Annotated in this window: 10 protein-coding genes; 1 reads left to right on the top strand and 9 read right to left on the bottom strand. The window is 45.0% G+C overall.

Features of this window, described 5'->3' with window-relative positions; translation table 11 throughout:
* Positions 1-172 precede the first annotated feature (172 nt).
* From QUB77_RS16230 to QUB77_RS16190, 9 genes are all read right to left on the bottom strand, one after another.
* Complete coding sequence (locus QUB77_RS16230) at positions 173-892, bottom strand: PHP domain-containing protein (RefSeq protein WP_333174173.1); 720 nt, start codon at positions 890-892, stop codon at positions 173-175.
* 408 nt (positions 893-1,300) lie between these two features.
* A complete protein-coding gene (locus QUB77_RS16225) occupies positions 1,301-3,718 on the bottom strand; it encodes a bifunctional serine/threonine-protein kinase/ABC transporter substrate-binding protein (RefSeq protein WP_333174175.1) in 2,418 nt (805 codons plus the stop codon).
* 168 nt (positions 3,719-3,886) lie between these two features.
* Positions 3,887-4,648: a ZIP family zinc transporter gene (locus QUB77_RS16220; RefSeq protein ID WP_333174178.1), complete on the bottom strand. Its 762-nt coding sequence runs from the start codon at positions 4,646-4,648 to the stop codon at positions 3,887-3,889.
* A gap of 602 nt (positions 4,649-5,250) precedes the next feature.
* The gene (locus QUB77_RS16215; RefSeq protein ID WP_333174180.1) at positions 5,251-6,003 is read right to left on the bottom strand and encodes a hypothetical protein; all 753 of its coding nucleotides are present in this window, start codon (positions 6,001-6,003) and stop codon (positions 5,251-5,253) included.
* Positions 6,004-6,020: 17 nt separating this feature from the next.
* Entirely contained in the window at positions 6,021-7,346 is a 1,326-nt protein-coding gene (locus QUB77_RS16210) for a DUF2254 domain-containing protein (protein ID WP_333174183.1), read from the bottom strand.
* The gene (locus QUB77_RS16205) at positions 7,343-8,347 is read right to left on the bottom strand and encodes a mechanosensitive ion channel family protein (RefSeq protein ID WP_333174186.1); all 1,005 of its coding nucleotides are present in this window, start codon (positions 8,345-8,347) and stop codon (positions 7,343-7,345) included. Before QUB77_RS16205 ends, QUB77_RS16210 begins: the two co-directional genes overlap by 4 nt.
* A gap of 169 nt (positions 8,348-8,516) precedes the next feature.
* A complete protein-coding gene (locus tag QUB77_RS16200; RefSeq protein ID WP_333174188.1) occupies positions 8,517-9,638 on the bottom strand; it encodes an EcsC family protein in 1,122 nt (373 codons plus the stop codon).
* Positions 9,639-10,013: 375 nt separating this feature from the next.
* Positions 10,014-11,291, bottom strand: a complete 1,278-nt coding sequence (gene iscB, locus QUB77_RS16195) for an RNA-guided endonuclease IscB (protein WP_333174191.1) — start codon at positions 11,289-11,291, stop codon at positions 10,014-10,016.
* Positions 11,292-11,819: 528 nt separating this feature from the next.
* Complete coding sequence (locus QUB77_RS16190) at positions 11,820-12,431, bottom strand: hypothetical protein (RefSeq protein ID WP_333174193.1); 612 nt, start codon at positions 12,429-12,431, stop codon at positions 11,820-11,822.
* Between the two features lie 553 nt (positions 12,432-12,984).
* On the opposite strand from QUB77_RS16190, the gene QUB77_RS16185 reads away from it, so the two are divergent.
* Complete coding sequence (locus QUB77_RS16185; protein WP_333174195.1) at positions 12,985-13,905, top strand: DUF2382 domain-containing protein; 921 nt, start codon at positions 12,985-12,987, stop codon at positions 13,903-13,905.
* Positions 13,906-13,930 lie beyond the last annotated feature (25 nt).

Raw genomic sequence — 13,930 nt, 5'->3', positions numbered from 1 at the left:
GAGGACTGAAGTCCTCACTACCAAACAATTTTATAGTAGTCATTTTAGCGGACATAATATGACCTGATAAACTGTTTGTTTTCGGCTCGTTGTGATTGCTTTCCTCAGAAATATATCCGCTAACGCTTAGACTGGTAATAACAGGATAAAGCACTTCTTATTTCCGAACTATCTAGATTCGGACTAGAAGACTCAGGCCGTGAGAGTCGGTGCCACAAGTTCCCAGCAAACCATAAGTTTCTGCTAAATCTTTGACTAAAGCAGTTTGTTTGGGACTGGGTTTCCAAGGATTGGGATTACCGTAAGCATAGTAAATTTCTACACCGTCAATGCCGAAACGGGCTGCTTCTGGGATTAGTTTATCTGCAGTCGATCGATACCTGCAAGGATGTGCCAGAACTGCTAAACCTCCTGCTTCATGAATAGCTTCAATTACCCTGGCTGCTGAATAACAATAAGTGCCTTCAGTGCTTTTACCTCGTAGGTATGGTTTGAGACTGGGATGTTGCGGATCGAAGGCGTAACTGAGAATGTGTACCTCATTGTTGAGCAATTCGGCATTAATTTCAGCGCCTGTCCAGAGACTAGGTGCTGCGCTATTTTTGTCGGGATGGTTTAATTTCCAATTATCCAGCCAAATTTGAGCTTTAACGTAGCCTTCGGTGCTGTGGTGGTCGGTGATAGCTAAGCCTTTGAGGCCGCGGGCTATGGCTTGTTCCATCAATTTCTCTGCCTGCAATCGCCCGTCGGAGTAGACTGTGTGCATATGAAAATTATAGGAACCCGGACAGCTATCGGCATCAATTGTCTGAAAGACTTGTTTGAGTGCTGAGATATTTTGGGCTTCTGGTTTGAGACTAGAACTTGTTGGGGAAGCGAGATTGACAGCCATAAGCGTTATTATAGAAAAAACTAACCTTGTTTAATATATCTAATAAATTGATATGTTGCACGTGTGGCAATAGTCGGCTGTAGAATTGAAACCTCTGAAACATCTGTCGGATTGTTGCGTTCGGCACAAGATATCAATTCACTCGCACATCTTGCACAATTCTCTATCCAGCATTTTATCTGGGGGTGGGGGCGGGTTTATGAGATTATTGATTTTAGGCAATTATATTTGGTAAAACTCCCCTCTACAGGTTTGTTGACAAGGCCGCAAGATATCAATTACTCCCACATACTGCATCATTCTTAACCACAGGCTTTCCGGCCTATTCCACCAAGAGTAAATTTTCTTGTGGGGTGGGCATCCTGTCCGCCCTCTACAGGTTTGTTGACAATCCCACAAGATATCAATTCAATCGCACTTTAAACCTGCCGCTGCGGCTGTGGGAAATTCGATCGGCACAAAGGTAACGCCATATATTGCTGTAGAACAGGGTACAATATGCGCTACTCGTTTGGGAGGATTTTTCCGATTTCCAGTCTTTGAGTCAAACTCAATTATACCCGTGGCTCCCTCGGCTTTAAAGTTTGGATCGGCTAAGGTTTTTTGCATTCCTTCACGGCTGGGTTCTGGCTGCATTTCTAGGGCTTTAATCAGCGTCCGGGCGGCATCGTAGGTTAAGGCAGATCGAGTATTTACCGGGCCTCCCCACAATTTTTCCGCGTTGACAGGAAACTTTTCGTCAAAGCTTGCTAGCGGATGCCAAAACAGGGATATTCCCAGTTTTTCAAGAGACTTTAACTGTTTGGCTACTTCTAACGTTCTCGGCTCGTACAGAGTCCAGGGCCCGACAATCCAATTGCGATCGCCGTTAGCTTTTATCATTTCGATCGCATTTTCCAGGGAATTAGTGACTTGACCGTCGGGAATGACAAGTAAGGCTGTTTTTCCGGTATTCTCAACTTTTTGAATGGCTGCTTCGGCGTTAAAATTATTTTTAGATAAGTCGTAATAATTACTTAGCCTAAAAGTCGAGCCTCCTTTGGCTTCAAATTGCTTTTTGAATTCTTCCCACAAAGAAGCGCTGAACGGACTGTTGGGATTGTAAAATACTGCGGCTTTTTTCTCACCGACCAAGAGCAGTTGATTTACTAAAGCTTCAGCTTCTAGGCTAGTTGTAGGAGCCGTCCGAAAGAAAAATTTTCGAGGTTTTCGCGTTAGTTCTTCTGTGGTGCTTCCTGGAGAAATGGCGATTAGTTGATTTTGATTGTAAATATCTACTGTTTCCACAGTCATGTCGCTGGTGTAGTGTCCTATAACTGCTAGAATATCGGGCTGAGCGACCAGATAATTAGCCCTTTGAACGGCATAGGATTTGATATTGCCATCATCAGCAATGATGACTTTGAGACCTTTTTTCCTAATAGCTTTAGGTTGGAGAAAGCCTTGACCGGGAAAATCTTTATTGTTCTCATTTGCAGCCAGAAGACCTAAATTAACTTCGGTTTGAGCTTGAGCAATGCCGCGCAGCAGTTCTTCGGCTAAATTTGCGTTGAGGATGCTGCCGTCCTGATTTCTGCGGATGGGAACAACAATTGCGATCGTGTAATATTCTGCCTTTATTGCCTTCAGCAAAGCATTGTTTATGTAAATTAAAGTTTCTGGATCTCTGCGGTCTTCCCGCCAGGACTGTTTGAGCAATTTTAAAGCTTCGGGATAATTTGAGTCGGCAAACTCATTGATTCCCCTTTGTTTTGACCACAGGGCGGCGGTTTGCACTAAGAGTTTTTCGCCGGAACTTACACCATCGGCAGAGGGTGTAGGCAGCGTTTTTCCCGGCGGGGAAATTATCGAGATTAGCGGGTAAATTCTGGGGATTAAAAATACGATCGCCCCAAAAGCTGCAATCCCCGCAACGCCGAACAGCAGCCAGCGAAAGCCCGATCGCAACTTCCGCGAAGTTTTGGGTACTTGGGGCCCTGGGACGATCGACAAATCCAAATCTTGCAAAACTTCATCAACAGATTGGTAGCGGTCTTGAAAGTGGAAACGCACCATCTTGGTTAAAATATTTTTGAGCTTGTTGCTAACCGGTTCAGATGTTAAATAATCCCAGACAATTTCACCAGTCTCGGGGTCTTGCGGCAGATTGGTGGGACGCCGCCCGGTGAGGGCTTGAATCGCGATGATTCCTACTGCATAAATATCATTATAGGGTTGCGGGAGAGACCGCGTATCGTGTTGTTCGGCAGGCATATAACCCCTGGTGCCGATCGCCTGCGAGCTGAATATTTCACCAGTAGAGTTAGAGGTAAAAGTGCCGATTTCTTTAACGGCCCCAAAATCAATTAAAACAATTTTTTGATCGGTTTTGCGCCGAATTAAGTTAAAAGGTGTAATATCGCGGTGAATAATATTTTCTTGGTGGACTGATGTTAATATTTCCAGAACTTCCCGCAACAAAGCAACAGTTTGTTCCTCATTCCACCGATCGCCCGCAGTGAGTTCTTGACTAAGCGCATGTCCTTTAACGTATTCTTGCACTAAATAAAAATGGTCTTTTTTTTCAAAGCTATCGAATAATTCGGGAATGCGCGAGTTGTTGCCGAGACGGCGCAAAGCGCTAGCCTCCCTTTCAAATCGCTTCCTTGCCCTCTCCCAGACGCGCGGATCGTTCGATGGGGGAAAAGGAATTTCTTTAACAACGCATAGAGGATTATTAGGTTGGTTTATTTGTGCAGCCGTGTAGGTTCTAGCAAACCCTCCCTGTCCCAACAAAGCGATAATTTGGTAGCTTTCGTGCAGGATATACCCTGATTCGAGACACATAAATTTTTCAACACCTCTTGAGTGGCTGCGGTCTTTAAGGTTGATTATAAGCTTTTTCCCTGTCAGATACAGCTTGGCAACATATCAAATTCGTCTGTGTCTCTATCAAAAACACTATAAGTGTCAGCAATTCTACATTACTTTAGTGATGACATCGCTAATTATCAATTATCTTTCGGCTAACTTACTGAGTACAAAAGCAGCTAAAAAACCGCAGACAGTAATTAGTCCAGCAAAATCGTGAGTTTCCTCGAATGCTTCGGGAATCATAGTATCTGAGATCATGGCTAAAATACCCCCTGCTGCTACGGCGGTAGTTGCGGCTATTACTTCCGCAGAAAAGCCGCTGAAAACCGTATATCCTAACAATGCTGCGATACCGGAAATAACTGCGATCGCGCCCCAAACTCCAAAAATGTAACCCATCGATCTCCCTGCTTTTTTCATACCGGCGGCGCTAGAGAGCCCTTCGGGAATGTTGGAGAGAAAAATAGCCGCTACTGTCACCCAACTGACAGCGCCTCCAGAAATCATGCTGACGCCAACGACGATCGACTCCGGTATCCCGTCTAACAGCGCGCCGAGGGCGATGGCTAATCCGCCACCGCCTGACTCTGTTTTAGCTGGGTGCAAAGAGCCCGATCGCTTGCGGTGTTTTGCTCCCTGTTGATTCAAAAACCAATTGGCGGCTGTGTAGACAGCAGCGCCACCCAAAAAGCCGATCGTCGTCGAGTCGAAACCGCCGCGCTTGTAAGCTTCATCCATCAGTTCAAAGGATAGCGCTGAAATCAGCACACCAGCGCCAAAAGCCATAATTGTCGCGATCGCGCGCTGGGGAATGCTCACAAAGTAACCCACCGCCGCTCCCAGTAGCAGCGCCGAACCCCCCAGTAAACCCCAAAATCCTGCCTGCAACCACACTGGAAACATCAGCCCTACCTCAAAGGAAAAATTTTTATGCGCGCCTAAAAATTAATTATATATAGGACTTACGGATTGGCGCCAAAAACCGGGTTTTTTACCTAATCTGCTAAGTACATTCCTCATAGTTATAGTCGCTAGTGTTCCCCTCAACATTAACTTTTTTCCCCCCGGATGCGATTGACTCGAAACCAGCGATAGTCCCCGGCTTCTAACGGAAGAGAGGGCTAATTTTTTTAACTAGCATTATTCAATCAATAATAACGATATTTGCTCCTAATCGCCGTCTGGGCTGACGGATCTCCTGGCCCAAGAATTAGATAAGTCAACCAACCAATCGTTGCTGCAATCATGTGAGAAACCACCCGGCTTTTGACTAGGTTTGTGCTGTGTTGGATGTCTAGATAAATTAAGAATAAACTGGTAGCAAGGGATGCGAATAATAAACGTCGATCGCTCAGAAATTCGACTAAAGTTAAGGCTGTTAATACCGTCGCAGTTGGTAGCAGTGCTAGGAAAAATTATCCCGGTAATTTTAAACTGCGTCTGAAAGAACGATTGGCTCCTTCAAATAATTTTAACCTCGAACGTTTTGGCTGCCTTTGATTCCTCTACAAAGCCAATAAAAGAGCCGTGTAAATTCCAGCACCAAGGACAAATGCCCAAAACCGACTTTCTCGTTCTTCGGGCAATTCTTCTTTGAGGACGTTGAGAACAATTCCTCCGGCTAAAAAAGCAAATAAAACTGCGAGCGCAGTTTTTCCAATTTCAGTAGCGCTACCCAACACCCACCCCACAATAATAGCCGCTGCTAGTATCCAGCGTCCGATGCGGTCATAAATATGCTTGTGATGTTGCCGCAAACCAGAGTCGTTCACTGCAAAGTGCAGTGCCATTGCACAAGAAAACAACAGCAGATTGGTAATCCCCGGTTCTTCCCGATGCAGCAGCAGATAGCCAATCAGAGCGTTGTAAATTGAAAAAGAGGCAATGTGCAACCAAAAAACACCAAGACTGGTCACATCATCTTCGCCCTGCTGACGAGATAACTTTGCCATTCGCTCCAGGCCGTAAAATACAGTCAATCCTAACAAAGCTATTAAATAAACGTGGTGTTCTAGATAGGAAATAACTCCTGATTCTACTTGCTTTAATACCGCTTGATGCAGATTGAGTTCCGGTAAAATATGCACAAAAACATAAGCTACAGAAACCCCACTTGCTGCTGAAAGCCAGCCACTGCGAGGAATAGGAGCAAACCGCAACTTGCCGAAAAATAAATGGGTCAGCGCTAAACCAATGGCAATCAGCGCGGTTAAAGCTAAAGTATTAGGAGCCGAGCGTAAAGTTGCTGTTATTACCATAATTCTGCTCAACCAAATTAATCCTGTCCTAAAGCTTTAATGACTTGGTAATACTGCTCTTGGACATCTTTCTGGTCTTGCTCCTGAGAGATTTGTTCGCGGCTACTCTTTAAAATCATCTCCGCCTGACGGCGTAAAGCTTCTCGTTGTTTGGAATTGTGGGTGTAAGTGGCGATGCAAGCTAGAGCTTCCAATAAGCGAATTGTTACCGCCACATCGGATTTACTGTACTGGCGAATTTGGTTAAAGGCAGCATCGACTAACCCTTCAAACGTCACTCCTTCAACAATGACGCGCAAATTTTGTTCATCGTCGTAGCGATACGGCGAGGGAAAATCCCTTTGAGCGAGGCGGGATAATCCGGCGCTGAGTCGATCGATACACCGAATCGCAGTAAACGGATCGTTGATAGCAGGAGAAATCGCACGCAAGGCAATTTCAACTAACTGATCGATTGGAAATTCTACATCTTGATATTCAGTCCGTTCTTTGCCCAGAATAAAAGCATCGTTAATATGTTGGTTCAAGCTTTGATTCACCTGTTTTTGGGGGGAAACCCTCGCTACATCGCTGCCTTTGACGATAAACTTTCCCGGTCGAGTTGTAAGACTTACAAGCAGATTGTACTGAGTGGCGATTTTCATTAATTCCTTGTCATCGATTGCTTGCAAATAACCCTCGCCCGTGGCTTTGATTGGACGTGCTTCCGAGTCAAAACTTGCAGGAATTTCTACTACCTGTCGCGAGTTTTTCGCTTTACCTTCTCCGATTTTTTCGGGAAACAGACGATCTAGAGCTTTGTCTAAATCCCCACTAACCTGAGTAATTACATGGGACGCTTGAATAATGGTTGATGCGTGATGGATAAAGTAAATCAGTACGCCGATACTGGCAATTGCCAATCCGGTACCAACTGTAACCGAGAGTTGGGGTACAAAGAGACTGTATCCTTCTCCTTCTGCATGAATGGTTCGCAGTACGAGTAAACAGTAAATAAACGTGCCAATGAAAGTGCCAAGCACGATTTGATTGCCCGTATCCTGCATAAAATTACGCAGCAATCGGGGACCAAAATTTGAACTCGCCAACTGAAGCGCCACAATAGTAATCGAAAAAGCTGTAGCAACCACGCTGATCATTGAACCGGCAACCGATGAAAGAACCGCTCGCGCACCATCGGCTCCACCCGTGTAAATCCACCTCCAGTTTGGTATATTACCCGTGCGGTCAATTGTCAGCATGGCGATCGCTAAAATCATCGACCCCAGCGCCATCAACGTTGGGATAAACCAGTAGCTAGAGTGTAGCGAGTCCCAAATTTTGCTTAACTTGACATTTTTCATGAGTTGGGGTGGCGTGAAGATTGTCCGTTGCCGTCAGGTTGCGATCGCATTTCAATTAGTTTTTGCACAGAACCGCTGATGCTGCGGGGTTTAGGAACTTCGCCATTACCAGCGGGCCATCCTTCGCGTTGACGTTGGCGATCGCCATCCGTCTCTTCGGTTTGGTCATGAAACAAAATTTGCTGCGTAGGAAAGGGCAAGTCGATGCCGTTGGCAGTAAGCTTTTCTTTAATCGCAGAAAGTACCTTGTCCCGCGATCGCAGATCGTCCATTCGTCGCGGCGGAGCAATCCACCATCGAGCGCGGATATTGACACTACTTCCTGCAAGTTCCATCAGCAACACGTCAGGAGCAGGGTCCTTCAAAACCTCATCCACACTGTGCATAGCTTCCATCATTAACTGCTTGGCTCGGTGAGTATCATCGCCGTAGCCGATACCAACGTCGTATTCCATCCGGCGTTTATCAAAGGCGGTATTCACAGTAACAGAATTGGTGAACAATTCCGCATTCGGAATTACAATCCGGCGACCATCATAGGTTCGGATTGTTGTAGCGCGAGTTTCAATACTTTCTACCGTTCCCTCAAAGTTTTTAAACACAATCTGGTCATCGATTTGGAACGGTTCCGTCAAAAGAATTAGGATACCAGCTAGGAAGTTTTGTAAGATATCGCGAAAGGCAAAACCAATCGCTACCCCGCTAATTCCCAGCAGTTGCACCAAATCGCCTGCTTTAAATGTGGGAATTACAATCGACAAGGCAATAAACAGACCAACCAGAACAGTTATACCCTGCGCTAACCTTCCCAACACCAGTCCCAAATTCCGGGATTGGCGGTGGTTGCGGGTAAGCCGCCTGACCGAGCTCTTAATTGATCGACCAACAAAGAAAAAGATTCCAAAAACAATTAACGCTAGTATCATATTAGGCAGCAGGACAATGAAGCTATTGATCATGCTCTCAATCTTGTCCCAGACTCCGGATATTGCTGCTGTCATAAAACTTCCTCTTGCATCAGTCGTTATTGATAGTATTAAAATTAGCCATGTCAAACTCTATCTTAAAGCAGTAGATTACTCTAACGTGAGGCTAATTTAGGATTTACACAGCGACAGTAAATATTGGGGATGGTGAGTTACGCATAAAGCTAACGCACCAATAAGTTTTTCAAGTGGATATCGAAGCCACATCTTGACCGTTGAGTTTTTGTGCGATCGCATCCAGCACGTTCTGTTCTGCTTCGGAAACCTCTCCGCTATTGTCGGCAATGCGACGGCATTGAGCTAATAGGGGTACTGCAAAATCGGGGTTAAGTTGCTCTAACAATGCACCCAATGGTTTGGGGGACTTGATGTTAGCAGCAATCGTATTGAGAGAATCGGCATTTAATTGCAATGCCTTCAATTCTGGCAGAATATCTTCCCAATTTTTGTTGGGATAACTTGCCAAAATCATGTGAACCATAATTTGATCCATCCCTGCTTGCTGGGCGATCGCAACATCGAGATATTTCTCGCTTTGTTGCTGAATCGCTTGCAGCGTTTCGGTTCCAGGTTCTTGAGTCTCTTCCCTCAGTTTGGCTTCGTAAAACTGGCGCGCCGCATATCCCAGCGCGTACAGCATCGTAGCATTCGTACTCGCACCAATCATCGCGCCAGCCAGCGGTATGTTGCGTAAAAAGCCCAAACCAGCTCTCATGGCGTTGCTACCGCCTAGCGCTAACCCAAAAATTGCCAAAACCTCGCCTTTTCGGGCTGGCTGTTGCAAATCCATCCCATAAGTGGCGGCAATTTCATAAACCATTTCGGTTTGAATCGCAGTAGTCGCCGCTAGATCGATCGCCAGCAGTGCAGCCGCGACACCGGGTAAAATGCTGCTAGCCAATCCGACACCACCGGCTTGAATCGCTTTTTCCACCATAATGCGATGGGCAATTTCGCTGGGATCTTCCTTGGGATACTTTTGTTGGAGTTCCTTGACGTGAACTTCGGCTTTGGCTAAGTCGATGCGATCGCTGACCCCAACTAACCAATCAAGCCTGAGTACCCCTGCCACTTGTTTAACAAAGGGAAGATTGCCAACATAAGTTACCGCCTCTCCGGTTCCTTGCGTCGCTTGTCCAATCAATCGATAAGTTTGTTTTGCAGCAGCTTCCCCCCAATCAACTGCTGTGTCAACAACCGCTTTACCTGCATTCAGTGCAGATTGTGTTGTCTCGGCAAGGAAATTTAACAAACCAGACTCTTGCTGTGAATTAGTTTCTTTTTTTGGGTTTGATTGGTGATCCATCACTGTTTTTTCAATTAACTACAATACGCCAGGTTTTCAGCTTGGACGTAGCCTCTCACAGGCACTGTAATCGGCACCCAACCATCCGTTCCTAAACTTTCAATCGTCACTCTTCGTCCATTCGCGACGACTCCAACGCTTTCCCGATCAGTGGAAGGTACTTGATGCACCTTAATTCATCTTTGGGCTGCAACTTGGCGGCAGTTAGTAGGAGGCGGGGGAGTTGCGGCTTCACACGCTCCCAAAACACCACCATATACGTAACCTTGTATCGGGGCTGTAATTGGTACCCACCCATTCTCACCAGAAAACGAGCGAGAAGCCCCGGGCTACCGACATGGGGAGGAAAGCGGCTGCGACGACCGTCGCCTCCCTTCAAAATCCATACGAATAACCATCTTTTTTGTGAATGGGTTTGCAATATTTATGGCTAATCCCTGCCACTCTTCCCATCGTGATGGCGATATCAAACGAGCCGGATGCACGGCACAGAACTCGTCCCACATAGGAGCCGACTTTCTTTCCTGCGGTGACTGTCGCGCTGATAATATCACCAGTTTGAAAACCGAAATGGATTTGCTTTCTTGATTTATGGCGAATTGGGAAGCCAAATTTATCCGTGCCACACATCTGTCGAGTGCCATGTCCCGTCGCCTTGATTAGCAGTGGTTGAGAAGTTCGCACCTTTAATTCTTCGACTTTGCCTACACAAGCAGCATCTAACCAGTGATATTTAGGTAGTTGCAAACGAGTTCGATTGAACTTTGTTTGACCGCCAGAACCCGTAGTTACCGGAAGTTCAGTTTTGTTGAGCTGATTGAACAACGCCCAACGTGTCGAGTTAACCGCAGCAGCATCTTTTAATGGTCGTTTTCTTTGTGCTTGAATTCGTTTAAGAACATCAGGTTTTTTGGCTAGGAATTGCTCAATTTCTTGAGTATCTTTCTTTTTATTGCAAGAATCGCAAGCCAGACACAGATTCGAGATCCGATTTGTGCCACCTTTAGCTTTTGGGTGAATATGTTCTACCTGTAAAGGGATATTTTGAATACCACAATAAGCACATTTCCTGTCCCACACATCAAGAAGATATTCACGAACCTCGTAGCCCAAAAGTGTGCCTTGTTGATATTCAATACTTGAGATTTCAGGGTTTTCAAGTTGTTGTAAATCAAATCGCACAAGTTCTTGAGCTATTGACCCGATAGGCGCAAGTTTGATAAGTTTATTCACCCATGTGAGTGTAGTTAAAACTCGGTGTTCAAGGCTAGGTGCTAACCAACCTTGAGGACGTGTGCGATTCAAGAACCTTGGTTGACGATAACGAGTATGTCGATTTCGTCGTCCCCTCCGCAGTTGACGGCGTGAGAGCAGAGCATCTTTGATTGCTTGACCTCTGTGAGTTAATTCTGCTGCCCAAATGACCTGTGCACCGTTCAATATAGCAAAACCAGTTACTCTAGAACCAGGATGGATTTTGATCTTTAAATGGGGTCTGATTAAATCGGGTCGGGACTTTCCAAGAATCAAAGTGAAGGGAAACTTACGGTAAATCGCCGCTTGTTTCTGCTTCAGAAGCCTCCGTGCGAAACCAGGATTAATTGGTGTTAGCGGTCTTTTTTGGGCATCAATTACAAAAACAAAATTAGACATAAAGTCCTCCATTGCTGGGTAAAGTTCGCTTCGAGAATGTTTATTGAGCTTATTATGCCAAACGCACTGGTTTAACCCCGTTAAGCCTGTCTAACTTTTGGCGATAGAGCGGAAAACTAGCGTCGCATTCTCCGGTATCGTGACTCAAAAAACGTAGGTCTAATCCTGTCTCTGGTAAGGTTCGGGCTTTCTTCTTGAACCGCTCGGAACGAGCCGGACTTCCTGAAAGCCCCTAGCTTTAGCTATGGGGTTCCTTACCTTGAATCTGTGTTTTATTTCTATCAGCGGCGAAGGCGGGAGCAACTAAAACCGTTGCCGTTAACAAGATCGAACTTGTTAACCTTGTATATTTTTGCCATCTGCTTTGCTCTTGCATCGCTTTATCTCCTTTTAAATCTCTATGCCAAAACCTTAGAAAAGGTTTTTAGCTCGTTCATCTTCTCCAAGAAAGGATGAATCATCACAATGTTATAAAATCATTTGACTCGCTGCTGTGCTTGTTGAATTTTATGGTTTTATCATCGCTAATCAAGCATAAACGCGAGGTTTGCGAGCGCCAACAGCAGCACCAATCATTGCCGCTGCCAAACTCAGCAAAGAGCCAACTAGGAATGACCAAGCAGCTTTAGCTGTATTACCAGCTATATCGCGAACTTGATTTGGGTTTACATTCGGCGCTTGATTCGGTATATTAACGCCGCCCTGTTGTTGTACTTGATTGGCAATTTCTCCAGCATTAGCAGCCGCAGCGCCAACAGCACCCGATATCCCGCTTCCTAATAACCAAGCACTAAGTGCTAATGTAGCTCCCCAAAGAATTACTGCATTCAAAACTGCTGTTTTCTTAGTCATTGGGCCGCAGCTTTGAGCCATCACCCAACCGCCTAAAAATAGGGAAATCAGCAAACTGATAATCGACCAAATTACGACCCCAAAAGCAACGGAACCTGCATCCGCCCCTGTTGCACCGGCGCTTAATCCGATCGCCATTGCCAAAGCGCTTAAAGCCAGTTGAGTACCCAGAGCGATCGCAATTCCTGCCAAAATTGGCCCCCACCTCACTTGATCGTGGTAATCCACCAGCGGATTGACGATTGTAGGCTCAGTGAGTTCACTGCCCGATCGATCTGGATAAGTCATAAAAGATTAACCCCTGCGTTACGTTGTGATTTTATTCCTTGAAGATAATTTAATTTTACTTAATCATCATTACCAGACTATCTACCGATGGGCATAATATTTTTAAGTTGAAAATTTTAAATATCAAAAGTAGTAATTTAGCTCATAAATCGAAATCTCATTCAGAAAAAACCCCCCAGCAGCTAGTTATAGATGTCCTTAATTTTGTAGGATCTCCCGCAGTTGACGCGATAAGAAAACCCGATAAAACCTTGTAAAAGCTTAGCTTGTGGCATAAAGGTTGTAGGTTGGGGCCCTTGGAACGAAAGCCAACTTGTTAGCCTGAGATAGTGGGGTAACGCTATGCTCAACCCAACCTACGAATAATTAGAGAAATTTATCACTTTCAGTACGGCAGATCTAAATTCATCTATCTAAAGATAGAAAAATATAAATAAATCTCACTTGTTTGATGATTTTCAATTTGCTGAATCATTCATAAGAAGGAAGTATTAGAACTGATATCTATCTAAAGTAGGTACACAAGTGGATGTAGATAGTACAGAAAATAACAATGTTACTTTACAAAATTGAGGATTTTAATCCCAACTACCGCCAAGCAGCTTTTGATGAGGACGATATCAAAGGGCTGGATGTGTATGGCGGAAGTACCCATGATAAAATTGGCACGATCGATACTGTGCTGGTAGATGAGACAGGACGTTTCCGCTATTTTGTGGTAGAGACTGGTTCTTGGATTTTTGGCAAAAAAGTTTTACTTCCCATCGCTCTTTGTCGCATTGATTTTAAGGGGCGGCACGTTTACGCTACAGGTTTGCAGAGTAAAGACCAAGTGGAAAAACTACCCAGGTATGAGCATGGGACGGCAGTTGATTACGCTTATGAAGAACAAGTGCGGGGTATTTATCGAACTTCAACAGTAGAAGCGTCTGTACCAGTAGAAGCATCATTACCTTTAGAAGGGCCTGTTCCAGTTTCTCGAACGCATTCTGTCTCGCCTCCAGCTCGTAAGGCTGCTTATGACCGGGATACCTATACTTACGATCGAGAGCCTGAATTGTATCAGATGAACGAACAGGATCATCAAAAACTCAAACTGTACGAAGAACGATTAGTTGCAGATAAAACCCGTCGCAAAACAGGCGAGGTAATAATTGGCAAACAAGTTGAAACCAAAACGGTACAACTGCAGGTTCCTGTAGAAAAAGAGCGAGTTGTGATCGATCGCACAACTCCAGAATATGCAGGGAGTCGAGTAACTCCAGATACCGCCTTCAAGCAAGAAGAAATGGCACATTTGGATATCTACGAAGAAAGTGTGAATATCCAAAAGCAGGCGTTCGTGCGCGAGGAAGTGCAAATCAGAAAAGAAGTCGAGCAAGATAAGATTGAGGCAACAGACACAGTACGTCGCGAAGAGTTAGATGTAAAAACAGAATGGGAAGCGGATAGAAAAAAACATAATCCGCTCTAACTCAGCCAAATAATCTCGTTAAAAA

It is taken from the genome of Microcoleus sp. AT9b-C3, assembly GCF_036705485.1.
Classification (GTDB): Bacteria; Cyanobacteriota; Cyanobacteriia; order Cyanobacteriales; family Microcoleaceae; genus Microcoleus.
The sequence above is the reverse complement of the archived record's forward strand: the minus strand, read 5'-3'. Positions and strand labels throughout refer to the sequence as shown.

Bases quoted from the DNA above. Each gene is read 5' to 3' on its own strand.
- QUB77_RS16230 (WP_333174173.1), bottom strand. From the start codon at position 892: ATGGCTGTCAATCTCGCTTCCCCAACAAGTTCTAGTCTCAAACCAGAA.
- QUB77_RS16225 (WP_333174175.1), bottom strand. From the start codon at position 3,718: ATGTGTCTCGAATCAGGGTATATCCTGCACGAAAGCTACCAAATTATC.
- QUB77_RS16220 (WP_333174178.1), bottom strand. From the start codon at position 4,648: ATGTTTCCAGTGTGGTTGCAGGCAGGATTTTGGGGTTTACTGGGGGGT.
- QUB77_RS16215 (WP_333174180.1), bottom strand. From the start codon at position 6,003: ATGGTAATAACAGCAACTTTACGCTCGGCTCCTAATACTTTAGCTTTA.
- QUB77_RS16210 (WP_333174183.1), bottom strand. From the start codon at position 7,346: ATGAAAAATGTCAAGTTAAGCAAAATTTGGGACTCGCTACACTCTAGC.
- QUB77_RS16205 (WP_333174186.1), bottom strand. From the start codon at position 8,347: ATGACAGCAGCAATATCCGGAGTCTGGGACAAGATTGAGAGCATGATC.
- QUB77_RS16200 (WP_333174188.1), bottom strand. From the start codon at position 9,638: ATGGATCACCAATCAAACCCAAAAAAAGAAACTAATTCACAGCAAGAG.
- iscB (WP_333174191.1), bottom strand. From the start codon at position 11,291: ATGTCTAATTTTGTTTTTGTAATTGATGCCCAAAAAAGACCGCTAACA.
- QUB77_RS16190 (WP_333174193.1), bottom strand. From the start codon at position 12,431: ATGACTTATCCAGATCGATCGGGCAGTGAACTCACTGAGCCTACAATC.
- QUB77_RS16185 (WP_333174195.1), top strand. From the start codon at position 12,985: ATGTTACTTTACAAAATTGAGGATTTTAATCCCAACTACCGCCAAGCA.